This window comes from Helicobacter sp. 'house sparrow 1', assembly GCF_900199585.1.
Classification (GTDB): Bacteria; Campylobacterota; Campylobacteria; order Campylobacterales; family Helicobacteraceae; genus Helicobacter_H.
Genome location: NZ_FZQY01000008.1, coordinates 1 through 25,658, shown reverse-complemented (window position 1 = coordinate 25,658; position 25,658 = coordinate 1). Strand labels below are relative to the sequence as shown.

At 32.4% G+C, this 25,658-nt stretch carries 20 protein-coding genes; 6 read left to right on the top strand and 14 right to left on the bottom strand.

From position 1 onward, the window contains the following. Window positions 1-54 precede the first annotated feature (54 nt). From purL to C6H31_RS04360, 3 genes are read left to right on the top strand one after another with little or no spacing between them, the layout of a single operon-like run. Window positions 55-2,244 (top strand): phosphoribosylformylglycinamidine synthase subunit PurL, encoded by a 2,190-nt coding sequence (gene purL / locus C6H31_RS04370; protein WP_104697603.1) that lies wholly within the window; start codon window positions 55-57, stop codon window positions 2,242-2,244. Beyond that, the gene (locus C6H31_RS04365) at window positions 2,229-3,224 is read left to right on the top strand and encodes a lipid A deacylase LpxR family protein (RefSeq protein WP_104697602.1); all 996 of its coding nucleotides are present in this window, start codon (window positions 2,229-2,231) and stop codon (window positions 3,222-3,224) included. Before purL ends, C6H31_RS04365 begins: the two co-directional genes overlap by 16 nt. Next, window positions 3,224-3,685, top strand: coding sequence for a hypothetical protein (locus C6H31_RS04360; protein ID WP_104697601.1), 462 nt, complete (start codon window positions 3,224-3,226; stop codon window positions 3,683-3,685). The genes C6H31_RS04365 and C6H31_RS04360 overlap by 1 nt, the downstream gene beginning before the upstream one ends. Window positions 3,686-3,827: 142 nt before the next feature. On the opposite strand, the gene C6H31_RS04355 is transcribed toward C6H31_RS04360, so the two are convergent. The 9 genes from C6H31_RS04355 to purN all read right to left on the bottom strand — a co-directional run bounded on the left by C6H31_RS04355 (window position 3,828) and on the right by purN (window position 12,790). Next, a complete protein-coding gene (locus C6H31_RS04355) occupies window positions 3,828-4,823 on the bottom strand; it encodes a L,D-transpeptidase family protein (protein ID WP_104697600.1) in 996 nt (331 codons plus the stop codon). A gap of 10 nt (window positions 4,824-4,833) precedes the next feature. Next, complete coding sequence (gene era, locus C6H31_RS04350; RefSeq protein ID WP_104697599.1) at window positions 4,834-5,736, bottom strand: GTPase Era; 903 nt, start codon at window positions 5,734-5,736, stop codon at window positions 4,834-4,836. Continuing rightward, window positions 5,736-7,067, bottom strand: coding sequence for an HslU--HslV peptidase ATPase subunit (hslU, locus tag C6H31_RS04345; protein ID WP_104697598.1), 1,332 nt, complete (start codon window positions 7,065-7,067; stop codon window positions 5,736-5,738). Before hslU ends, era begins: the two co-directional genes overlap by 1 nt. Further along, window positions 7,064-7,609: an ATP-dependent protease subunit HslV gene (gene hslV / locus C6H31_RS04340; protein WP_104697597.1), complete on the bottom strand. Its 546-nt coding sequence runs from the start codon at window positions 7,607-7,609 to the stop codon at window positions 7,064-7,066. The genes hslU and hslV overlap by 4 nt, the downstream gene beginning before the upstream one ends. Before the next feature lie 15 nt (window positions 7,610-7,624). Then, window positions 7,625-8,071 (bottom strand): 50S ribosomal protein L9, encoded by a 447-nt coding sequence (gene rplI, locus C6H31_RS04335; protein ID WP_104697596.1) that lies wholly within the window; start codon window positions 8,069-8,071, stop codon window positions 7,625-7,627. 587 nt (window positions 8,072-8,658) lie between these two features. Continuing rightward, entirely contained in the window at window positions 8,659-9,735 is a 1,077-nt protein-coding gene (locus C6H31_RS04325; RefSeq protein ID WP_104697594.1) for a tetratricopeptide repeat protein, read from the bottom strand. A 67-nt stretch (window positions 9,736-9,802) separates the two neighbouring features. Beyond that, window positions 9,803-10,981 carry a tetrahydrodipicolinate N-succinyltransferase N-terminal domain-containing protein gene (locus C6H31_RS04320; protein ID WP_104697593.1) on the bottom strand — a complete coding sequence of 393 codons (1,179 nt, stop codon included), beginning with the start codon at window positions 10,979-10,981 and terminating at the stop codon, window positions 9,803-9,805. A 39-nt stretch (window positions 10,982-11,020) separates the two neighbouring features. Further along, the gene (locus C6H31_RS04315; RefSeq protein ID WP_104697786.1) at window positions 11,021-12,184 is read right to left on the bottom strand and encodes a cation:proton antiporter; all 1,164 of its coding nucleotides are present in this window, start codon (window positions 12,182-12,184) and stop codon (window positions 11,021-11,023) included. An 18-nt stretch (window positions 12,185-12,202) separates the two neighbouring features. Next, window positions 12,203-12,790, bottom strand: a complete 588-nt coding sequence (gene purN, locus C6H31_RS04310; RefSeq protein ID WP_104697592.1) for a phosphoribosylglycinamide formyltransferase — start codon at window positions 12,788-12,790, stop codon at window positions 12,203-12,205. Between the two features lie 96 nt (window positions 12,791-12,886). Here purN and C6H31_RS04305 point away from each other — a divergent pair, with 96 nt between their 5' ends. Then, window positions 12,887-13,363, top strand: coding sequence for an ankyrin repeat domain-containing protein (locus C6H31_RS04305; RefSeq protein WP_158654712.1), 477 nt, complete (start codon window positions 12,887-12,889; stop codon window positions 13,361-13,363). Here the strand turns inward: C6H31_RS04305 and hypF are convergent. Together hypF and C6H31_RS04295 are read right to left on the bottom strand one after the other, a co-directional pair. Further along, on the bottom strand, window positions 13,356-15,611 hold the full coding sequence (gene hypF, locus C6H31_RS04300; protein ID WP_104697590.1) for a carbamoyltransferase HypF: 2,256 nt from the start codon (window positions 15,609-15,611) through the stop codon (window positions 13,356-13,358). The genes C6H31_RS04305 and hypF overlap by 8 nt on opposite strands. Then, window positions 15,598-16,599: an agmatine deiminase family protein gene (locus tag C6H31_RS04295; RefSeq protein ID WP_104697589.1), complete on the bottom strand. Its 1,002-nt coding sequence runs from the start codon at window positions 16,597-16,599 to the stop codon at window positions 15,598-15,600. The genes hypF and C6H31_RS04295 overlap by 14 nt, the downstream gene beginning before the upstream one ends. Before the next feature lie 61 nt (window positions 16,600-16,660). On the opposite strand from C6H31_RS04295, the gene tsaD reads away from it, so the two are divergent. Further along, entirely contained in the window at window positions 16,661-17,671 is a 1,011-nt protein-coding gene (gene tsaD / locus C6H31_RS04290; protein WP_104697588.1) for a tRNA (adenosine(37)-N6)-threonylcarbamoyltransferase complex transferase subunit TsaD, read from the top strand. Here tsaD and gatC read toward each other — a convergent pair. Further along, a complete protein-coding gene (gene gatC, locus C6H31_RS04285) occupies window positions 17,661-17,939 on the bottom strand; it encodes an Asp-tRNA(Asn)/Glu-tRNA(Gln) amidotransferase subunit GatC (RefSeq protein ID WP_158654711.1) in 279 nt (92 codons plus the stop codon). The two genes, tsaD and gatC, sit on opposite strands and share 11 nt — an antisense overlap. A 121-nt stretch (window positions 17,940-18,060) precedes the next feature. Here gatC and C6H31_RS04280 point away from each other — a divergent pair, with 121 nt between their 5' ends. Continuing rightward, window positions 18,061-19,410, top strand: coding sequence for a class II 3-deoxy-7-phosphoheptulonate synthase (locus C6H31_RS04280; protein WP_104697586.1), 1,350 nt, complete (start codon window positions 18,061-18,063; stop codon window positions 19,408-19,410). On the opposite strand, the gene argB is transcribed toward C6H31_RS04280, so the two are convergent. Both argB and C6H31_RS04270 read right to left on the bottom strand, forming a co-directional pair. After that, window positions 19,407-20,240: an acetylglutamate kinase gene (gene argB, locus C6H31_RS04275; protein WP_104697585.1), complete on the bottom strand. Its 834-nt coding sequence runs from the start codon at window positions 20,238-20,240 to the stop codon at window positions 19,407-19,409. The two genes, C6H31_RS04280 and argB, sit on opposite strands and share 4 nt — an antisense overlap. Window positions 20,241-20,321: 81 nt before the next feature. Next, the coding region (locus C6H31_RS04270; RefSeq protein WP_158654710.1) for a hypothetical protein at window positions 20,322-25,658 on the bottom strand (5,337 nt) is incomplete at its 5' end.

Here is a 25,658-nt window from a genome sequence, read left to right as displayed (position 1 = left end):
TATTTTAGTGTCTATACAACCTAATTTTAAAAGTTCTAAGGATCGAGGTCTGCAATGTCTAATTTGGAAGAGATATTAAAACAACATAAACTTTCCCAAGATGAGTATAAAAGTATTGTAAAAATTTTAGGAAGAGAGCCAAATCTTTTGGAAATTGGAATTTTTTCTGCAATGTGGAGTGAGCATTGTAGTTATAAATCGAGCAAGAAGTATTTATCAGGCTTTCCTACAAAAGCTCCTTGGGTTATACAGGGCCCTGGAGAAAATGCTGGAGTTATAGATATTACAAAAGGATATGCTGCAGTTTTCAAGGTAGAATCTCATAATCACCCTAGTTTTATTGAGCCTTATGCAGGTGCTGCAACTGGGGTTGGTGGTATTATGAGGGATATTTTTACAATGGGTGCAAGACCTGTTGCTAGCTTAAACTCAATCCGTTTTGGTCGTATTGATAGAAAAGATGATATGGCTAAGAAGCATAAGTTTTTATTGGATGGTGTTGTTAGAGGAATTGGGGGATATGGAAATTGTATGGGGGTTCCTACTGTAGGAGGAGAGACAACTTTTGATGATTGTTATAACGGTAATATTTTGGTAAATGCCTTTACTTTAGGAATTGCAAAGAAAGATGAAATTTTTTATGGTCGTGCCGAAGGTATTGGTAATCCTGTAATTTATGTGGGAAGCAAAACAGGCAGAGATGGTCTTGGTGGTGCTGTGATGAGTAGCAATGCTTTTGATGAGCAATCAAAGGCATTGCGTCCTACAGTGCAAATTGGTGATCCATTTAGTGAGAAGTTATTGCTTGAAGCTTGCCTTGAACTTTTTAAAAAAGATTTAATTGTTGGAATTCAAGATATGGGAGCTGCAGGATTAACCAGTTCAAGCTTTGAAATGGCGGGTAGAAGTGGTAGTGGAATGATCATGCATCTTGATAGGGTTCCAATGAGAGAAACTGGAATGACACCTTATGAACTGATGCTTAGTGAATCTCAAGAAAGAATGTTGATTTGTGCCAAAAAAGGTTGTGAAAATGAGATTCTAGAAATTTTTTCTAAGTGGGAAGTTGATGCATCCATTATAGGAGAAGTTACTAATAGTGGAGTGATGGAGCTTTATTGGTATGGTGAAAAGTGTGCATCTATACCCATTGAACCAGTAGCACAAAATAGCCCTATTTTAGATAGAGAAATAAGAGAGCCTAAGTACATTGCAGAAGCAAGAAGTCAAAAATATATCCCAAACATAGAATCTTTACAATCAACTTTTCTTCAGATTCTTGGAAGTATAGATATTGCAGATAAATCTTTTATCTATGAACAATATGACAGTATGGTTCAAACAAATACAATCATTGGGGCAGGTAGAGGTGATGCAAGCGTGATTAGAGTAAAAGAGAATGATACAGCATTGGCTATGGCTATATTCTCTCCTATTACTTATTCTTATCTTAATCCAAGAGAAGGCGGAAAAATTGCAGTTGCGATTGCTGGTAGAAAGTGTGTGAGTCGTGGAGCAAGACCTTTGGCAATTAGTGATTGTCTGAATTTTGGGAATCCTACAAATCCTGAGGTGATGTGGCAATTCAAAGAATCTATAGAAGGAATTAAGGAAGCTTGTAAAATTCTCAATACTCCTGTAGTAAGTGGTAATGTGTCTTTGTATAATCAAACTAATGATGAAGATATATACCCTACTCCAACAATTGTAACTGTAGGATTAAATGAAAATGTCAATAAAGTCATTGATAGTGGATTGAAATTTTTTGAAAATGAAATTGTTTTATTGGGTGAGTTAGGAGAAGATTTTGGTGGAAGTTTATTGCAGAAATTACTGCAAGGAAGAGTTTATGGAGATTCTCCTAAAATTGATTTAGTTAAAGAGAAAAAGCTGTGGGATTTAATCTTGCAGGGTAATGATGGTGGCTTAATTGTGAGTGCAAAATCAGTTGGAAGAGGCGGAATTGCAATAGCACTAGCTAAAATGGCAATTTTTGGAAATAAGGGATTTGAAATAACTACAGGACTTGATCCTTCTATGCTCTTTTCTGAAACCCAAAGTCTGATGATAGTGGAAACTTCTGATAGGCATAAATTACAGAATCTAGCCAATAGTTTTGGTGTTGCAAGCAGGGTTTTGGGAAAGATTACAGGAAAAATGATTGTTTTAGATTCTATTGAGATACCATTAGAAGAAGCTCAGAAAGTGTATTATAGGAGTTTTAAGGAATGTTACGACAAATAAAGCTTTTGCCGGTAGTGCTAATTGCAAGTTATCTCCAAGCAGAAGGCGAACTTGTTGCATATCAAAAAAGATTCTTTAGCATTTTTTCTGAAAATGATGCATATGCAAACCAATATTACAAACCTTCTGCTTATTCTGATCGCTATTATACTGCTGGAACTGTATTTAGTTTTACATCAAAAGAGTATGACTTTTCTAATAAGTGGCTAAAGTATTTGAGCTATAAATATGATGATGAGAAACTCTCAAGATATGATATTGCCCTGCGTCAAGATATGTATACACCATTTTCTAGATCTTCACAGGTAAATTTAAAAGATCATCCCTATGCGGGTTTTTTAAGTCTTGATTTTACCCTTTCAAATAGAAGAAAAAATAGTTTAGAAAATATTAAGTTACAAATAGGTGTGGTTGGACCTGCATCATTGGCTCAACAAACTCAATATTTAATTCACAGATTAACAAAGAATCCATTCTTTTATGGTTGGGATACTCAACTCAAAAATGAATTTATTTTAAATTTACATTATGAATATACTTATAAGTATGATTTATTGAATACTAAATATTTTGGAATCGATATATTACCTAGTATTAAAGTGGCTCTTGGAAATGCCAACACTTTTATAGGAGGTGGTGGTAGAATGCGCTTTGGCTATAATCTTCATAGTGACTTTGGTCCAGATAAAATTAATACGGGTTTTATGGGTGGCAAGCCCTTTAATAACAATTTTTCTTTTTATGCTTTTGGTGGAGTTCTTGGGACTTATGTAGCTAGAGATATTTTTATACAGGGTAACAGTTTTGGGACCCCTAGAGATCTTGTTTTAGAACATTTTTTATGTGATGCAGAAATTGGACTATCAATCCTTTATAAGGGTTTTAGATTCTCTTATGTAGTAACTTATCAAACAAAGCAATTTAGCGCTCAGATGGGTGGTCATACAATAGGAAGTTTATTGCTTAATTTTGCTTTTTAATGAAACAGATTTTTTATTTTTTGCTTTCCATACCACTTTTTGCAAGTAACATTAATGATTATCTTATAAAAAATGAAAATAAACTATGGAGTTACTATCATCAGGTAAAAAAACAGTCTATACGCGGAGACTACCCTATTTTTAGACAGAATCTTTTGATTGATCAAAGGAGTTATGAGCAACTACCTAAAGACAAAAGAAGAATATTTCATAATCATCTAGTTTTTATCGCTTTTTATCTAAGAAGCAAGCCAGTATATAGTGATTTTGGAGGAGTAAGTATAAAAGGTAGAATAGCAGAAGAAACAGGTGGTTTGGGGGCTAGAGATTATTTTTATTTGTTTGATGGAAGATATTATACGGATTTAATGAATGTAGATAGAGATAAAAGGATCTATGCATATTGTAGGTTGCCAAATTTTAATTCTTGCATTTTGCTTGGTATTGGTGAAGAATGGTAAAAACTTAAAAGCTTTGATGCTAGATATAAACCTAATTTTTTCTAAGTAAAAATTTTCTCACATAAAGATCAAGCTTGTAAAAATTACCATCTCCTATCAAGCTAAAAATCCTTATTGAAAAAATATCTCTAGGCATTTTGTATTATTTTTCTATTAGAATAAGAGGTTTATCCTGTTTTACCTCAATATAAAGCTCCTTGGCATCATAAGAATCATAAGTAACTACCTTGTTTTTATAAGCAGTATATTTTTGCATATAAGAAACTCTAAAAAGATTTTTATTTTCAACATTTGGATAGGGTGAAATATTTATCTTTGTAAAATCTATATTCTTTTGCTCTTTTTTTTGAAATACGCGAGTTTTATAATCACTAAATCTTTTGAAAGACATACCATCTGCACGCTTAAAATCTTGTGAGTAGAAGTTAAGATATTTTTTGATATCATTTTCCATCCAAGCATTTTTCCACTGATAAAGCATAGCCAGAATACTTGCTAATTCCTCTTTACTTACTTTTGGAAGACTTGTTTCATAGGAAATCAAAATAGTTTTTTTAAAGTCAATGAGTTTATCAAATTCTGTGATGAAATTGTTTTCTATAGCAATACAACCTCTTGTATTTTTTTCTTTTCGATCACCATTAAGAGGTTTTCCGTGAATCCAAATTCCAGATCCTGTTCTTTTTAAGCGCCTATCATAGATATTAGGATAGTTTGTAGCAAATGCCATTGGCCCATAGTATTGATCTAGTTTTTGAAATTTATCAACAAAACTATAGACACCAATTGGGGTAATTTTATCCCCTTCTATTTTTTTTGCTCCATCTCCAATGCCTACAATGCTATCTACTTGACCTAGTTGAGTCAATCTACCATCATCTACCTTGTAGAGCCACAATTTTAAGCTTGCTTTATCTGATATAAATAAAAAATTTATATCCTCATAATAACCAAAATCAGTATCTTGATTTTGAAGCATATCTAACCAATATTTTCTTTGAGATAAAAATCCCTCTAGGGTTTTTTGAACAGAGTTGATTCCATTGAGGCGATATTCTTGTATAATTTTTCCCACTTCATTTTGCTGTCCATAAAAAACACTCATCAGTAAAAAACTCAATAAAGTTTTCTTTAGCATCCTAGTTTCCTTATTCTAAATCAATATCATAACCAAACTTTTTGAGTTTGTCTTTTTCTTTGCTCCATGCCTTTTGAACAAAAACATTTAGCTGTAAATAAACTTTTTTTTGGGTCAGGCCTTCAATTTTTATTCTAGCCATCTTGCCAATTCTTTTAAGAGTGGTTGCGTTCTTGCCAATGACCATTGATTTTTGGCTTTCTTTTTCTACAAAAATTTTAGCAAAAATTTTTATAAAATCTTTTTTTTCAAAAACCTTTTCTATCTGCACTTCACTTTCATAGGGTATTTCATCACTTAGATTATTAAAAATGCTTTCTCTAATAAATTCTTTAAAGATATATCTTAGGTTGCTATCTGTTAGATCTTCCATATCATACAAGAAAGGAGCTAGGGGTAAATTTTGATGAATAATTTTAAGAAGAGGTGTGTAGTCATTGTCTTTTTTAACACTAAAAGGAATAATAGCAAGAAAAGAATCTTGATATTCTTGATAGAGTTTTAAAGTTGATAATAGCCTTTCTTGGGGAACCAAATCAATTTTATTTAATAGAACTATATGTGGCTTAGATTGGTTTAGTTCTAAGAAATCCTCATAAACTTTTATATCATCTTTTACACTTGCTATAAAAAGAACCAAATCACTGTCTTGATGGGCCTTTAGAGCTTCTTTTAGCATAAATTGATTTAAAAGTTTTTCTTGATGATGAAGACCGGGAGTATCAACAAAAATAATTTGACTAATTTCTGATTGATTCTCATAGGGGATGATGAAATTCATCTTTTTTCTCGTAGCATTTGCCTTGTGAGATACAAGTGCTAGATCTTGTCCTACAATTTTGTTTAAGAAAGTGCTTTTTCCAGCATTGGGTCTTCCAATTACTGCGACAAAACCACAGCGAGTTTGTTTCATTAGAGAATATACCTTGCAAGATCAGTATTTTGTACAAGATTTCCAAGTTTTTCTTGGACAAGTTTTTGGGTAATTCTAAAATCTTGATTTTGATACAAGTCTGCATCAAAGCTAATATCTTCTAATACTTTTTCAATTACTGTGTGTAATCTTCTTGCTCCTATGTCTTCAGCCTTTTCATTTGCATAAAAAGAAAGCTTAGCAAGCTCTCTTAAAGCCTCATCTTCAAAAATTAAATTTACTTTTTCAGTCTCCAATAGTGCTTTATATTGTGTAATAATAGAGTTTTTTGTCTGTGTTAGTATCTCATACATTGTTTGTTCATTGAGACTATTGAGTTCAACACGAATGGGGAATCTACCTTGCAACTCTGGTATAAGATCGCTAGGCTTACTAAGGTGAAAAGCACCCGCAGCAATAAAGAGGATATGGTCTGTTTTTATTGGGCCATATTTTGTATTTACTACACTACCCTCTACAATTGGTAATAGATCTCTTTGGACTCCCTCTTTGCTAGGATCTTGTCTAGAGCCATCTTTGCTACCTACAGCAACCTTATCAATTTCATCTATAAAGATTACCCCACTTTTTTCTGCACGATTTAATGCTTCAGTCTTTATGCTTTCAAAATCTAAAATAGCATCCGATGCTTCCTGTTGAAGTGCTACTTTTGCATCTTTGATACTCATCTCTTTTTTTATACTCTCTTGCTCTTTGCTTAAGACTTTGATGATGCTTTCTTGCACTTTGATGATATCTAGAGGCATGTTTTGATCGCCATCAAAAATTTTTTTCTGAATATTAATTTCAATCTTTGTATCATCCATTGTGCCATTTTTGATTTTTTCTTTAATTTTGTTGAGGCTTTGATTGTATTCTTCTTTTTTTTCTTGACTCACAGAGTTTGGTAGTGGAGGTAAAACGATTTTTGCAATTTTATCGATAATGTAATTTTGAATTGCTTCTTGAGATTGAGCTTTATATTCGCTTTCTACTAAATGGATGCTAGCTAAAACTAAATCCCTGATCATAGATTCTACATCTCTACCTACAAACCCCACCTCAGTATATTTACTCGCCTCAACTTTAATAAAAGGTAGATGCATTATTTTTGCCATTCTTCTAGCAATTTCTGTTTTTCCAACCCCAGTAGAGCCTATCATCAAAATATTTTTAGGCGTAACCTCTTCTTGTAATTTTTCACTAAGTTGTAGTCTTCTATAGCGATTTCTTAATGCAATAGCAATAGCCCTTTTTGCATCTTTTTGACCAATAATATATTCATCTAGGTAATTTACAATTTCTCGAGGTGTCATATTCTTACTTTTCATTCTAACTCCAAAATTTTGATATTTGTGTTGGTATAGATACAGATTTCTCCAGCAATTTGCAAAGATTCTTTTACAAGGGTTGTTGGAGGAATATTGGCAAATCTATCAAGAGCTCGTGCAGAGCTTAAAGCAAAATTTCCACCGCTTCCAATTGCAGCAATTTTTCCATCCTCAGGTTCTACAACATCTCCAGTTCCACTAAGAATAAAAATATGTTCTTTGTTTAAAACAATCATCATTGCTTCGAGTTTTCTTAGATATTTATCTTTTCTCCACTCTTTGCTAAAATCTAAAACCCCTCGTAATAAATCCCCTTTTTTATTTTCTAAGATTCTTTCAAACATATCAAAGAGACTAAAAGCATCCGCAGTGCTTCCAGCAAAACCACTTAAAATTTGGTCATTATATAGTTTTCTAATCTTTGTGGCATTATTTTTCAATACACAATTTCCAAAAGTAACCTGACCATCTCCGCCAATAACTGCATATTTTTTTCCTTGATATTCGCCTTTATAACCTAGTATCGTTGTTGCTTCAAACATTATTCATCCCTAATCTTATTGTGCATTTACTTGTATTGTAAGTTTGCCAGATATCTGATGACCCAACTTTATTTCTACTTCGTGCTTTCCTAGTGTTTTAATAGGCTGTTTAATTTCAATAAATTTCTTATCCAGCTCCAAATTATGCATAGCTTGGAGTTGTTCTACAATATCTTCTTTTGTAATAGCTCCAAATAAGGCATCATTAGCACCAGATTTTTTATAAATTTGTAATGTGATATTGCTAAGTGTTTGTATAAATTGTTTTTTCTCTGCAATTTCTAAGGCCAGTTGCTCTTCTTTTTTTCTCATTTCTGCTTTATATTTATTGATGACTTCATTTGTTGCATGCTTTGCTTTATTTTTGGCAATAAGAAAGTTTTGTCCATAGCCATCTTTTACTTCACAAATTTCACCTTTTTTACCAAGTCCTTTAACATCTTCTAAAAGCAAAACTTTCATTACTTTTCCTTCTTGTTGGTATAATCGATGCGCTATTTTATCAAAAATAAAAAAGAAAAAAGACGAAACCAAAAGAGATTAGGATTTATAGGAATCTAAGACTAAAAAATATAAGGGTGGTTTGAGACAAAATTTGAGCTTATATATTTTTGCTCCCTTAAAAGAATAATAAAAAGGTTGGTGTTGCAAAATATAAGCTAGATAAAAATACATAAAAGAATTTAAATAACAGCTAGGATAGTTTAAAAGAGCACAAGAAATAGAATCTTGTTTTTTAGAATCTTTATTTTTCTTCTTCAATGAAAGTATCATTTTTTACTTTTAGGATTAACAGGGAGTTGTAGTTTTAATCATGGGCTTTATTCCTTTTTGCTTTTGTAAGTTATGATTTAATAGATTAAGGCTTTCTTTCCCATATGAAATTTAAAAATGATTAAGAGAACTTCTGGAATTTATTTAGAGATTCTTGTACCCTAATATTCACATAAAAAATACTAGACCCCTAGATAATGTTATAATAAACCCTATCTAAAGGTATTTTTAACCCCCCCCCCCTCTCTCTCCTATCTTATTTATCTTGAGTTGCTTTATTTTCTTGGTTTGGGGTCTTTGCCTAGTATAGGATTTTTTCCTAGTTTTGGATCATTTGGGAAAAAGAAAGGACCTGTATTTTGTTTTTTATTGCTTAATAACTGCTGTTTAAAAATTCTGTAGTTATCACAGCCTCTTTGATTGCCAAGATTGCAGGTATAAGCAAATAAATCTAAAGCTCTTTGGGTATCTTGTGTAACCCCTAAACCTTTTTGGTATAAAACCCCAAGATTGTTACAACTGCTAACATTTCCACCATTACAGGCCTTTTCAAAATACCTTGCAGCATAATAATAGCTCACAGGAGCACCACTTAGTCCATTTGCATAGATCCAACCAAGATTTGCACAACCCCCTATATCTCCAGCATTGCAGGCAAGATAATTCATATCTACTAAAGTAAGATTTGCACGATTGTATCCATAAATATTATTTGTGTTGGTCAAAAGCCCAAGATTATAGCAACCCAAATCACTACCGGCTTCACAGGCATATTTATAATATTGCATCGCTTTGAAATAATCTTTTTGAACACCATCACCATTAGCATACATATAAGCTAAATTATTACAAGCTAAAACATCACCACCTTGACAACCCGTCATATAGAGCTGAAGTGCTTTTTCTTTATCATTGAGAGTTGCTTGTTCTTTGTAGTCATAAATCATAGCAAGATTGGAGCACGCAGTTGCATCTCCCCCACTACAACCCATTTGATAGTATCTCTCTGCCTTTTGTAAATCTGTCTGAATACCAACACCATTCATATACATTGTTCCAACAGCAAAACATCCTGCAGGGTTTCCGCTATCACAAGACTTTGTAAAGAAATCAAAAGCAGCTGCATAATTACCTTTTTTTGCAGCATCCATACCAAAATACAAAAAATCTTTAGAGGTTTTAGGAGAAGCTAGAGAATCTCCTTTGTCATTTATTTTTCTCTCATCTGGAGAGGGATTTGGTGCAATTGTAGGAGCTTTTGGAGTATCTTGAACACTAAGGTTTTGATCTTCTGCAGCAGATAGAAAGGTCAAAAACAGACCAACTAATAAAATTTTACAGATTCCCGCCATTTGATACTCCCTTGATTTACTTATTTTTCACTTTGATATAGAGCAAAAAACATACCAAAATATTATCTTAGTGTAAGTCTTTGTTTAATGCAATTTCACGATTACTTCTAAAAGCAATCATCTTCCCATTTTTACTATTTTGCCTAAAATGCACACCATTTACCTTAGAAAGTTCCCTTCCTTTATATAAATTATCTTCATTTATTTTAAAATCAGGATTGATTTCTTGAAGTTTCTTTGCTTCTTCTGGAGAAATCTCAAAAACAGTTCCAGATAAAACAGCAATACCTCCATCTACAATACAGCCATCCCCTAGACTAATACCTGTTGAGCTATTAACCCCTAATAAGCAATTTTTACCAATGCTTATAGGATCTGTATTTCCACCACTTAAAACGCCTAAGATGCTTGCACCTCCACCAACATCACTACCCTCACCTACAACCACTGAAGAAGAGATTCTGCCTTCATTCATACAGGCACCTTCTACTCCAGCATTAAAATTAATGTAACTTGCGCCAGGCATTTGTGTATAACCACCCTTCCCAAGATAGGCTCCAAATCTTGTTTTTGCAGTATCAAGTAGCCTTATATTGTCATACTGTGGGATTACTTGCATTAAATAGCGTGGAAACTTATCTACAAAATCAATATGTGGGTATTCTCCCTTGAGCTTGAGTTCAATTTCATTTTCTCTTAAATAGTCCAACTCATATGGTTTATTTCCACTCCAAGCGACATTGCTAAGTAAGCCAAAAATACCATTAAGATTCAAACTTCTTAGTTTTGCCTTTCCTAAAGAGAGTGCTAAGAGCTTCATGTATGCAGTTTCAACACTCTTGCATTCAAGGTCATTGTATAAGAACACTAAATGATAGCTAGTATTATGTTGGATTGGTTTTTGCAATATCTTTTTTAATTGCAATAAAACTTGTATATTTTTATGACTTTGGGTATTTGTATTTGCTTCTGCTAAAAAAGGTGAAAATAATTCTAATGCATTATTGATAAAATCCTCAGTGATTAAATATACTTCCTCATTTTCATGCTTTTGGATATTTTTTGCATATTGCTTACAGGTATCAAATACAGCATAGCTACCAAAGTTTTCATCCCAATTTAATACAGGATAGGTTGCGCACAATACCTTTTGATTCCTTCCTAAATCTATCCTTGCAATACCAAACCCTAGAATCTTTCTTGCATTACTTTGATGATTTTGAACAAACTGCTTAAAATTTTCCATTCTTTACCTCTGATGTTTTAATAATTTTTTTAAATTATACTAAGTTTTTATTTTCCAAAAGTTATAGATTAGCTTAATTGCGATGACAAAAAATACTCCTTCAAAAATTGCTGCTAGTAAAAAGGCATAATAAGTGTCTTTTTGTATGGCTCCAAGCTCCAATCCCAGCGTAGCAGTTGCAACTAAGAAAGTTAGTGGCATAGAATCACTAAAGGCATAAAGAACTAGATTTTTGGTGTTATTGAAATATTTTCTAAAAGCAATATTTGCTGCTAAAAATCTTAAAGAAATCATACTTAGAGCAATTATTCCTCCATAATAAAGGAGTTTTGGATTTTCAACAATCGTATTGATTTGTAATGTTGTGCCAACATTAATAAAAAATAGGGGAACAAAAAAACCAAACCCTATGTCATTTAATTTTTGAACAAGCTCGTGTTTGTAGGGAAAAAAAGTTGCAATAATCATACCTGCCAAGAATGCGCCCAATACACTCTCTAGTTCTAAAGACATTGCAACAACAATTAGACCAAAAAATAATAGCATACAAAACCGCACATCTTGGTTTTGAGTGTCATCATAGGGCATAATAAAGTTTTTAATATGAGGAAACCACCAAAATAAGATTTTAATTAGTATGAAAATTCCACTAATAATTAAGACAAACAAAATCAATACAAATAGAGTTTTATAAAGATCAAAAGTAAAACCATAGGAATAAATACCATTTATAAATACTAAAGCACCAATGCTCAAAAGCTCCCCAATTACCCCCATTTTTAGTGCTAGATTCAGCCAAGGTTCATCTTTGCCATAATCTCTAATAAGTGCCATAATCATCCCTAAACTCATTACAGGAAATGCAGCAATAAAGATCTTTGATAGATTAAAGATTAAAACAATGGAGATTGCCCCTGTATAAAGAACAAGAAAATATAAGCTTGCTTGCTTTAAAAAGTTTTTACCCAGTTTTTTAAAACCTCTTAAATCTACTTCCATACCACATAAAAACATCAAAAATAAAAAACTAATTTTTGCAAATATGCTAATTACTTCTGATGAATGCAAGATGCCAAAATGAATACCTAGGGCACCTAAAATCATTTCAACTACTACGATTGGAAGACGTGTAACTTTACTAAAAAAAGGAGCAATTACAATGAATATGGAAAATACCCCAAAGGACATAAAGTTGCAAAACATTGCCTCTTCCATTATAACCTACCCTAAAATACTCAGAATTGCTTCGGGATAAGCCTCATATTCAAGCAAGTGAATCTTTTGGCAAAACTCTTCAAAATCCTCTTTAAAAGTTCTGTGAAATTCTTTTTGTAGAATAATTTCTCCACTATCTAATTCTTCATTTACCCAATGAACACTCACTCCTACTTTGGTGTGATTAGAATCAAAGCTTTCTTTCATTGCATTGGCTCCCTTGAAGTTTGGTAAAAGAGAGGGGTGTATATTAATAATTTTAAACTTATTGACAAAATCTTTCCCCAAGATTCTCATAAAGCCTGCTAAAACAATTAAATCAGCTTCAAGAGGCAGAATTTTTTCTTCTAATGCAATTTCAAAATCCTTAGAATTTTTGAAGTCTTTATGGGGTATTACAAAGCACTTAATGCCTAACTTTTCTGCTCTTTTAATCCCAAAAGCTTGTGGTTTGTTACAAATACAAGCACTCACCTCAACTTTAATTTGCTTGTTATTTAGATTGAATATTTTTTGATGTAATTGTTTTATGATATTTTCTAGATTGCTTCCATTACCACTAAATAGAATTACAATTCTTTTATTGATTATCATTAGTTTCCTTGTTATACAATGGCATTGATTTAGAATTAAGCTTGATAACATTTTACTAAAATTTTTAAAAAATAAATGTTTTGAAAAAGGAGTATGTTGGTGGAGTTAAGTTTAGAAGAGGAAAGAAAATTAGAAGAATTTTGTGCTCAAGCATTTGATTTTGCAAGAAATAATGATATGCAGTCTTTACAAGTGATGTTAGATGCAGGACTTAATGTTAATCTTTCTAATCATAAAGGGGATAGCCTCTTAATGTTGGCAAGTTATCATAATAGCCTTGAAACAGCAGAATTATTACTGCAAAGAGGTGCAAAGGTGGATCAAAAAAATAATCGCAATCAAACTCCTTTGGCTGGAGTGTGTTTCAAGGGATATCTTGAAATGGCAAAACTATTAATAAGATATGGAGCAAACCCAAATGATGGAGGAAGTTTTTCGCCCATAAATTGCGCAATTATGTTTAAGAGAAATGATATTTTGCCCTTGTTGTTACAACACTCCAATAAAAAAGTAAGTTTTTGGCAAAGACTTTGGATTAAACTTTTGATGTTTAAAAATATCAAGATTAAATGACTTGACCCAAGGCAATATTAGAATCATTACTAGGTAAAAATTGATGAAAATAAATCTTTATATCAGGATGTTTTGAAAAAGTTTGATAGATTCGCTCACATAGTGCTTTGTTCATAAAAACACCACCGGAGAAAAGAACTTTCTTGGTTTTGGGGTGTTTGAGTGTAAAATCTAGAGCAATTTGGGCTAATGTATTGATAAATTTTGTTGCAATAATTTTTTGATTTTCACCCCTAAAAACATCCTCTATAATTGCCCCAAATAATTCTCCAATCTCAATTATTTTGTTTTGATGGATCAAAAAAGGATAGGTCCCATAATCTTTATCTTCTTGATAAAGGGCCTCAAGCATTATAGGTGCTTGTGCATCATATGTATTGACATCACATATACCACAAAGTGATGCAACAGCATCAAAGATTCTTCCTACAGAAGTGCAGTAAAAAGAGTGAAGTTTTTTTTGTACCATAGCTTCAAATAAGGGGAATATATGAGGATATTTGCAATGGTAGTATTTTTTGACTTTTTCAAAAGTTTGTAAATCTAATAATTGTTTTGCAAAACAATATGCGGTTTTATAATTTTCTTTGATGCTATTTTCAGTTCCAAAAATTTCTATAGCTTCAAAATGCCCTACTCTTTTAACTTTCTTAAGATTTCCAATAAAAAACTCACCACCCCATACATTTCCATCTTCACCAGCTCCTGTTCCATCCCATATGATTCCAAGTAGATTTTCTGTAGGCTTTAAGGAAGAATCTTGCAACATTGCATCAAGAAAAATAGCACAAAAATGTGCATAATGATGCTGTTTAGTTTCCCATAATATAGAGCTTTTACTACTTTTATTAGCACTTATATCATAAGAGTGATAACCTCTATGTTTGTCGCTGATTATTGTTTCAGGTAGGCTGTAGAGGTGGCTAAAGAGATGATAAATCTTTTCATAATATTTTAATGTTGCAAGATTGTTTAGATCGCCAATATAAGGAGAGAGAACAATATTTTTATTCTTTCTAAAAGCTAGAGTGATTTTTTGTTCTGCTCCCATTCCTGCCATTACTTTATTTTTTGTAGTTTTTAATTGTGGAACTTTGATGCTTAAGGGCGCATATCCTCTAGCAAATCTTATGATTTGCATTTTAGAGTTGATTATCTGAACCACAGAATCGTCGATGGGATTGAGGATTTCTCTTTCATAATCTAATATCCCATCACAAAGATTTCCTAGAGTGTTTTCCAATACGGTTTTGTCTGCAATAATAGGCTCTCCACTTTGGTTGGCACTTGTAAAGATAATTGGAAAATCCAAATAATCAAATAAAAGATGATGTAAAGCACTATAAGGTAGAACTATCCCGATATTTTTTAAATGAGGGGCGATTTCTTGTAATGGCTTTTTTTTCCTTAGTAAAACTATAGGGGCTTCTTTACTCCTTAAGATTTTTTGTTCTTCTTTTGAAATACAAGCATATTTTTTTGCCATTGAAATATCTTTAGCCATAATGGCAAAAGGTTTAAAGGGTCTATTTTTAAAATTACGGATTTTTTGAATCGTATCTAAGTGATTACTGCTACACGCTAGAGCAAAGCCTCCAATACCCTTGATTGCAACAATAGCTCCTTGTTTGATTGCTAGAGCACATTGATGGATTGCATCTTTATGATAAAAAATTTTAGATTTATAAGAAAAATTAAGTGGAATCTTACAATCATTACAAGATAGGGGTTGAGCGTGAAATCTACGATTTAAGGGATTATTATAGTCTTTATCACAAGCCTTACAGAGCTTAAAATTTTTCATACTCGTGTTTTTTCTATCATAAGGAAGTTTTTCAATAATACTATATCTTGGACCACAATTGACACAGGTAGTAAAAGCATAATGTTTAAATCTTTGATGTTCTTTTATGTCTTTTAAACACTCATCGCATATTTTAAGGTCCTGTGGGATAATACCATCAATGGTGTTATGCGATATTTTAGATTCTAAGATAAAAAAGTCCTTGTAAGTTGTTTTGGAATGATCCGTTTTTATTTGTATATTTGTAATGACAGCTTGTTTTGGTAGATTTTGTTTTAAAAAGTCTAAGAAGCTTTGAGGCTCCCTGTCTAATAAAATTTCTACTTTACTTCCAAGGTTTCTGATATATCCACATAGGTGGAGTTTTTTTGCAATATTATAAACACAGGGCCTAAATCCCACACCCTGCACTTTTCCTGTGATAAAAATTTTATAATAACTCATAGATTTGCATTGTTACACAATGAAGACTTCCGTGTTGTTTGATTAAAGTGGAGCATTCTATAGGAATTACCTCATAATAATCACTTAGGGCTTGGATTGCCATTGTATCAAGATCTTTGTCACCATAAATAGGAAGCAATAATTTATTGTTATTAATAATTAAAAAATTTGCATAGCTTGCGGGTAATCTTTCATCAAGATGATGAATACAAGGAAGCGGTAGTGGGACTAATTTATAAGCCTTATTATCTTTATTTCTTAAATTTCTAAGTTCTTCTTGCATTTTTTGTAATGCTTCATAATGGATATCTTTTTTATCATTGCATTGGATATAAGCAATTGTATCAGGATTTAAGAATCTTGCCAAAGTGTCAATGTGACTGTCTGTGTCATCACCTTCTAAGAAACCATGATTGAGCCATAAAATCTTATCAATCCCAAGATATTCTTTTATTTTTTTTTCTATCTCTGCTTTTGTTAAAGCAGGGTTGCGATTTTTTTCAAGTAGGCACTGAGTATTGGTAAGCAGAGTTCCTTTGCCATCTGTGTCAATACTACCTCCCTCTAAAATTAAATCTTTAGTTGAGAGATTAGGAATAATTTTTTGTTTTAAAAGATGATTAGAGATTTGATTATCATAATTGCTTGCAAACTTCAATCCCCAGCCATTAAAACCAAAATCAAGAAGTTTAATCTGCTTGTCTTCTTCAATACTAATAGGGCCAAAATCCCTAGCCCAAGTATCGTTTAAGAGGCATTGTGTAAGAATAAGATTTGGGTGTTTTAGATGCGTGTTAATAAAATCTTTTCCTTCTTGATCGCTTGGATCTAGGCAAAGAATTACTTTTTGTTCTTGCAAAATTACCTTTATAATGTTTAAGAAATTTTCTCTAGCTTCATTGATATAAGGTTTCCAATCTGTATTTTGATGAGGGAATGCCATTAGGATAGCTTCTTGTTTCTCCCACTCGGCCTTTAAACGCTTCATTATTACCTCTCTTATATCTTTTTTTGTATAATTTTAACAAAATTAGCCAGGGGTTTATAAGATGATTTTAAGTATTGAAAGTAGTTGTGATGATAGCTCAATTGCCATCACTCAAATTGAGGATGCAAGGCTAATATGGCATAAAAAAATCTCTCAAGAGAGAGAACATAGCAACTATGGTGGTGTAGTGCCAGAAATTGCTTCAAGAATGCATGCAAACGACTTACCAAAGCTTCTTTATATGGCAAAAAGTGCTGTTGATTTTAAGAATCTCAAGGCTATTGCAATTACTACACAACCTGGTTTAAGCGTAACATTAATTGAGGGATTGATGATGGCTAAGGTCTTAAGTCTTGAGCTTCAAATACCTCTTATCGGTATCAATCATCTCAAAGGACATATTTATTCCTTATTTATCAATCAAAAAGAAAGTTTATTTCCTATGGGGGTATTGCTAGTCTCTGGAGGACATACACAAATTATTGAGGTGTGCAGTAAAACATCTATGAGGGTCATTGCAAATACTCTAGATGATAGTTTTGGAGAAAGTTTTGATAAAGTGGCAAAAATGCTAGGATTAACATATCCTGGAGGACCTATAATACAGGAATTGGCACAAAAATATGATGGCAATGATCTTTATAGTTTCCCAGTTCCTCTTAGAAATCACAAAGGTATAGCATTTAGTTTTTCAGGATTAAAAAACGCAGTGCGTTTGGTAATAGAGCAAGGAGGAGAAAAAGCAAAGATTGCCAAAAGCTTCCAAAATACAGCTTGTAATCATATCTTGCAACAAACTGAGCGTTATTTTAAAAGATTTACAACTCCTGATTATTTTGCAATTGTGGGTGGAGCCAGTGCAAATGTTACTTTAAGAGAAAGGATGCAAAAACTTTGTAAGAAATATCATAAAAAGCTTTTATTAGCACCCCTTGAGTTTTGTTCAGATAATGCAGCAATGATTGGTCGCTATGCCATAGAAAAATATGTAAATAAAGATTTTGATGATGTTTTAACTCTCCAATGTCTGCCAAGAAGCAGTAGTGAAGAGTTTGAGAGACTTATTCAATAATTTTTGGAACTACAAAAAATCCTTGCATTGATTGAGGAGAGTGTTCTAACACATTAGAAGCAATATCTGCCTGGTGTGGTATATCGTCTCTAAGGGGGGTATGTTGATCATTTTTTATCTCAATCCCTTGTGTATCTACATTTTTAATTTTTTCTACAAATTCAAGAATATCACCAAGTTGTTTTTTTACTACTTCTCGTTCATTTTGTCCTACTTCTAACATTGCTAATTTTTCAAGTTTTTGCAAAAGCGCATCACTAAATTCCATATTCTTCCTCATACTAGTAAATTATGGGTAATTATAGCATTTATGTTAAAATAAAATAAAAAAGGGTTTTTTTATTTTATTTTAAAAAATTAGAAAAATTTTCTATGGTTAAGGGGTTTGAGTGCAAGAGTGGAATAGTAAAACTTGGAGAAAATTTCCTATAACCCAACATCCTGTTTATGAAGATCAAGATGAGTTGGCTTTTGTAGAGAGACAATTAGGCAGTTTCCCTCCCCTTGTGTTTGCTGGTGAAGCAAGGAAGTTAAAAGATTTTTTATCTTTAGCAAGTCAAGGACGAGCTTTTTTGCTTCAGGGTGGGGATTGTGCAGAATCTTTTTCACAATTTAGTGCTATTAATATTAGAGATCTCTTTAAAGTTATCATTCAAATGAGTGTAATTTTAACTTTTGCAGGAAGCTGTCCTATTATAAAAGTTGGAAGATTAGCAGGACAATTTGCCAAACCAAGGTCAAGTGAAGTCGAGATTTATGATGGTGTTACATATCCTAGCTATAGAGGTGATATTATTAATGATATAGCATTAGACCTTGTAAAAAGAAAACCAGATCCAAAAAGAATGCTACAAGCATATCACCAGAGTGCTTCTACACTAAATCTTTTAAGGGCTTTTGCACAGGGTGGATTTGCAGATTTAAAAGAGGTGCATCAGTGGAATTTAGATTTTGTAAAAAGTAATGATTTTGGAAAGCGGTATGAAAAGTTGGCAGATAGAATTACTCAAGCACTTGGATTTATGGAGGCTTGTGGAATTAATTCTCAAAACTCCCCTACTCTAAAAAAAGTAGATTTTTATACAAGCCATGAAGCACTATTATTAAATTATGAGGAGCAGTTGGTAAGAAGGGATAGTTTTAGTGGAGAGTTTTATGATTGTTCTGCCCATATGCTGTGGGTTGGAGAAAGAACAAGGGATATTAATGGGGCTCATATAGAGTTTTTAAGGGGTATAAAAAATCCTATTGGTGTGAAAATTGGCCCTAATATTACAGCGCAAGAGATTTTAAGAATCTGTGATGTTTTAAACCCAAAAAATGAGTCAGGGAGATTAAGTTTGATTGTAAGAATGGGATCGGATTTGATAGAAAAAAAGTTTCCTAAAATACTTCAAGAAGTATTGCAAGAGGATAGAAAGATTCTATGGATCTGTGATCCTATGCATGGCAATACAATTAAAACTTGCAATGGTTATAAGACTAGAGATTTCCAGAGTATATTAAAAGAGGTAAGGTGTTTTTTTGAGATACATGAATCTTTTGGGAGTTATGCAGGTGGAGTGCATCTTGAAATGACTGGAGCAAATGTAACAGAGTGCATAGGAGGTTCTCAAGAGATTACAGAATCTAACCTTGCTTACAACTATAATACACAATGTGATCCAAGATTAAATGCGATGCAATCTATAGAGCTTGCCTTTCTAATAGCAGATTTGCTAAAAAAAAGAGGAAGTTAATAAATTTCTGTGCCAATACCACCGCTTGTAAAAAGCTCTAAGAGTATGGAGTGTTTGATTCTGCCATCGATGATATGAGCTTTTTCTACTCCACTAGATACACACTCCAAACAAGATTGAATCTTAGGAATCATTCCACCTGTAATAATGTTTTTTTGTTTTAGTTGTATAAAGTCCTCTTTGTTGATTGAGGGTATTAATTCTTTTTTATCATCTAAAACACCCTGTGTATCTGTAAGGAAGATAATTTTTAATGCATTCATTGCTTTTGCAATTTCACAAGCAACATAATCTGCATTGATGTTATATCCTAGTGGATTATCATCTCCATAAGCAATAGGTGCTACTACAGGAATAAACTCCCCATCTAGGAGTAATTTTAATAAATCTGTATTTACTTCTGTAATTTCTCCTGTAAAACTATTATTTTGACTTATAGCCTTAAAAGTTTTTCCATCTTTACCACTAATTCCTATAGCCTTGGTACCATGCTGGTTTAAGAAGTTGCTAAGTTCTTTGTTGATATTTCCACTTAAAACCATCTCTACAATAGGCATTGCTTCTTTAGTCGTGTATCTAATGCCATTAATAAACTCACTTTGTATTTGAAGCTTATCAAGCATAATATTAATGTCCTTGCCACCCCCATGTACGATGATAATTCTTATACCTAAAAGATGCAACAATGAAATATCTTTTGCAAAATTCTCTTTTAGTTCTGGATTAATTTGGACTGATCCTCCATACTTAATTACTATGGTTTTATGTCTAAATTGTTTGATAAATGGAAGAGAGTCTAATAAAATATCTGTAGTGTATTTAGAATCCAAAGCACAATCCTTATTTGCATTTTTTTGCGTTATTATACAATCCAAACCAGCAAATAAGCATCAAAATGCTATTTTGCTTTTTTAGTTCTTGCTTTTATTATTAATTTTATAAATCTCTGTGATGGCATTTGGATTTTTTGTTAGACTTTGTTTAATTTTATTTATAAAATCTTGTTGTTTTTTTGCTTCTTCTAAGTTTTCATAAGGTCCAACATAGTAGGTAGCTTTATTCTCTTGCGTATAGATTCTATACTGAAATTTATTGAGATATTCATTTAAGCTTGTATTGGCTTTTGGTAACTCCACTAACTGGATATAAAATCCGCTTTCTGGATTACATCCGTTGCATTTAATTTTTGATGCCTCAATATTGAGTTTGTAAAAATCATTTACTTCTTCTTGTTTTAAATCAGAATCAATATCTTCTTTTTTTGTGGTGCCAAAACTATACCTTATTCCAAAATTTGCTGAATAGTTTTGATTGATGCTTTTGCCCATAAAAGCCATCTCCCCTTCCATATAAATCCTCATTTTCTTTGTAATATAAGAATTAATTCCTAAAGATGCGCTTATCATTTGGTTATAACCCATTGTTAGGCTATCTTTTGTTCCATTGGAATCTAATTCAAATTTTGCAGTATTGTAGTCACCAATATAAGAGATTCCTATTCTAAAATCAGTTTGAGTTCCTGCAGTTTTTAGTCGATAAGCAAAAGCACTACCAACTCTACCTCTAAAAGCAAGGAAATCATTTACACTAGAACTTAATGTTTCATTATTGAGAGATTGCAAAGCTTTAAAACCAAGCAAATACCCCACAATGGCTTCTGTTTGAAATTCCATAAACATATTTTTCTTTTGACCAAAGTAGAGACGATACCCTAATTCTTGTGTAAGTGAGAAAGCACTATTGTTGATATTATTATAAAGATCTTGTGCTTGTGGTTTTGTAGAGATGGCATCGTATTTAAAAATAGTATCTGTGTAGATTCCAGAATTTCTAATATAAGAGTAATAAAGAGCACCGCTTAAGATTTGAGATTGCATTTTCCAGAGATTGGAGTTTAGAAAGTTATAACCATAGCCTAATGCCCCACCTATGAAATGCATACTAACTTCATTGCCAAAACCATAATCATAACCACCCTGTATGCTTACATAATTATTTACAACTTTTGAGCCAAGATTTTGAGTGATCTGTCCCCCATAGCTTCTAAACCAAAAACTATCGCTATAATCCTCATCTCTTTTTTCACCTAGTCTTTTATTAATGTTGTTGGTATTAGCCAAAAATACAAGATAATTTACTCCCAAGATGCTATATGAATTATTTTTTGCTTCAGATGTGAGACTTTTGTTGTAAGACTTTATATAATAATTATCCACCTCATTATTGCTTGTTGAATTTTTCTTTTCTGTCTTTTTTTCAAACTCTGTAGTAACGAGTGTATATCCTTGTTCTACAGTTGTTGGTTTTGAGATATCAAAAGAAAATTTTTCTTTAGCATTTGTATCTACTGTGGCTACTAAAACTTGTTTGTTGTATTTTGAAGAATTTTGTAAGCTATAGTTTGTGTAATAAACTTGTAAAATTGCGCTATTTGTTTGTTCCTCAGCATTTATAATTGTGATTTTATCACTTTGTTGATTGATAGGATCAGAATAGATTCTAAAAATTGTATTATTAAGATTTGATGCATTATTGATCATCAAATCAGTAAAAACATCTTTAGTAATAGAATATTTTGAAGCATAACCACCGGTTGCAATATCAACAATAGTGTTGTTTTGAGCTAGAGTGCTTAGGGAGCTTTCATTAATATTAATCTTTGAAGCCTTTGCTGAGAGCTGATTGATTGCAATTTTTGAGATATTATTTGGAGTTGCAATCCATTTTCCGCCCTGATCTAAGGAAATATTGGTTTTTCTAGCATCTGTATTTTCACTTTTTATATTAATCCTAGAGATTAGAGCAGAATTTTCTTTTATTTGAATCTGGATAGAATCGTTAGACCTTGTTGCTGTTTGAGGAGCTAAAAAATCAATTCTGCCAATATAAACACCTGAAATAGAAATTGTATTGGGATCTAGCATCTCAATAGAAGTCAGATTATTTTGCAAACCTTGTATATTTCTAAAATCCTTTAAAATACTATTAGCCCTGTTGGAATCAAGTGTCAGTTTGATACCATTTTTATAATCCTCATCTTTAATATCAGTTTGTGCTTGATTGGTTACACTTGAACTTCCTGAAAAGATTGCTACTGTATTGCCCCCATTATAAAGGATTTGACTTTTTGCAGTAGTAGTGCCTTGTAAAATTACAGTGTTTTTACTGAATTCTTCGGTAATGATATTTAAAGTAGGACTTGTATCTGGACTTTTTAGTGTAATTCTAAAGTCATTTTCTCCGCTATTATTAGCTACTAATATTCCACTTAGTGTGCCAACAGCATTAGATACTAATGTATTTAGGGCACTAATTCCGCTTGCTTGCACCGTGTCAAAAATAAGTTCTTTGGAATTTTTAAATACAAAATTGTTTTTTCCTGCATTGCTTGCAAAAATACTACCTTTTATACTCATATTCTCAAGTTCTAAAGTATTCTTTCCTCCATCTAGTGCAGAAATATTAGATTTGATTATAGAATCTTCTTGAGTTGTTCCTACAATAGAATTCTCTGCATTTTCACCACTAGCTAAAATCGCATTATCCCCTTGAGTGCTTTTGTCTAATGTAACTAAAGTATTACTATGAAGAGTCATTGTGTTTTTTGAAGCTACTTCATTTGCAAAAATACTACCTATAATTGAAGATTGTGTTTTTACTCCTTCTTCTCCTAAAACAATGAGATTAACTCCTGATTTTTGTGCAATGACATTCCCATTCATATTAAGTGCATAAAGTGCAATATCATTGATGCCACCATTATTTGCTCGGATATTACCTTCTATCTTGCTAACATCTTGATTGGTATATAAGTCCTCCCCTTTTAAAAGGTTTGTTGCTCCACTTCCATTTGCAAGAATTGCATTATCAGCATTTGATTTAATAAGATCAAGAGTTAGCCTTTTTAACACAATTTCATTTTTGGAATTTTTATTACTTGATTCCACAAAGCCTTGTTCAATTTTTAGGCTTTCAATTTTTGAGATTGTATTTAAGCCATTTTTGCGTGCAATCACATTTCCAGAAATATTTCCTGTAGTTGTGCCAGAGAGATTGCCATTTTCTTCAGCTTGTGTGATAAGATTTCTTGCACCTTCTTCATTTGCATAAAGTGCATAGGTAGAATCTTGATTGGTAATGCTAAAGCTTGAGGTTTTATCAAAAACAATTTTATTATATGTGCCCTTTCCATCTGCAATCACTGTGGCAGATGTTAGCTTTGTTTGTCCAAAATTTAGGGTATTGGTGCCAGTATAAGCCTTGATATCTCCTACCACATTAGATACTGTATCTCCGCTAGAAGTGATAGAAATAAGATTTTTCCCTTCCTTGGTTGTAAGTAAATCCCCAGTGATATCCAAGAGCTTTAAGGTAATTGTATTGGTTCCAATATCTGCAAGAATATTTCCCGTAATAGTATGTTTTGATGTGCTTTCTCCAGAAATATGATTGCTTGCAAGAAGATTTTGGGCCAAAATCGCATTGCCTGTATCAGGATTTGAGACAAGATTCATTGTTGAGGTATTTTGCATTTTTAGTGTATTTATAGCTTCTTTGGTTTGTGATATTGCTTCAAGATACATTGAATCTATTTTTGAAGCTGAGTTTGCAGTTATGGTGTTAAAAACTTCATCACCCTGTGCTTTGATGTAGCCTTTTTGTATAAAAGAGTTATTTTCAATGATGATTTCATTTTTTGCATTAATGAGTGAGGCAGAAAGAGAGCCTGTCATATTTACCTGATTTTTAAAATCATAAATATTTTTTCCACCATTAAAAGCTGTAATATTTCCATCAATTGTCCAAGTGTTGGAAGTGTTGTCTTTGATATCATTTTTAGCCTTTTCACCCTCTGTATAAATTGCATCATTTCCTGTTCCAATGTTTGCACCATTTTTATCTTTAACTTGTGTGCCTATAAGGTGGATGGTAGCATTATTTATAGTAATATCATTTTTAGAATCTTCATTTGTTGAGATTGCTACCAAATACCCCTTAAAACTTCCAGAACTTAATGTGATGGTATTGAGTGAATTATCGCTTAAAGCTTGAGCAGAGCCGTTAAAATCTAATTGCTTAAGTGTGAGTGTATTTGTTGCATTGTCTGCGATTATATTTCCTGTCAATTTGCTTGTGGCATTTTCTCCAAAATTAATAATGTTGTTTCCATATTCCTTGGCAACAATATTTCCCATCATCATTATTTTTTTAAGAGTAATCTCATTGATACCGCTTTTTAGTGCGTGAATACCGCCATTAATAACATTATCCCCATTTGCATTATCTATAATGGTATTTCTGGTGCTTTCACTCCCATTGGCAAGAATTGCAGTTTGATTAGGAATGCTAGAGGTATCATCAGGGTTGGTTGGCGTATCAGGATTTGATATGCCTATATTAATGTGGGAAGAGGAATTATTTAGCGTGATGGTGTTGCTAGAATTTTCATCTTGAGCTTCAATAAATGTACTTTCTAGTTTTCCACCTGTAATATTAATTGTGTTGGTTCCACTTGTATGTGCTTTGATATTTGTATTTTTAAATAATGTGGTTAGTGCTTTAACTTCATTTTGCCCAGAGTTTTGTGCAAAAAGTGTATCTGTAACTTCCATATTTGAAATAGTGAGTCTATTGATTCCAGAATCTGCAATCACAGATCCAATAAGCTTTGAAAAATCCATATTATCTGCAATGGTGTTGCCTCCACCTTTATTTGCAAGTATAGTGCCTGTAAGATGAGCATTTTGGAATGTAATATCATTAGTTCCATCTGCATTTGCGACAATATCACTAGAGGAATTAGATTCTTCTGTGCTTGTAATGGTAATAGTATTTTTTCCTTGTGTATTTGCAATAATGCCTTGAGAAATTGTTGCATTTTTAAGAGTGATGGTATTAGTTCCACTCTCTTGAGATTGGATACTGCCTGTAATTGTTGTTTGTTTTGTTTCATTGCCTAGGACAATAGTGTTAGTACCACTATTTTGCGCAAGAATGATACCATTTACCCCTCCACCATAAAGTTTGAGATCATTAGTTCCATTATTTGTTGCAGTAATATTTCCTCTAATTTGTGTGAGATAAGTTTCTAGAGTATTTTTAGAGCCTTCATCCTCTGCGGTAATATCACCTGTCATATTGCTTGGCATACTGCTTGAATCATTGCCAATTTTTATTATATTGTTTCCTTTTTGGGTTGCAAAGACTGATCCTGCCATCTTTAATGTAGTTAAAGTAATAGTATTGGT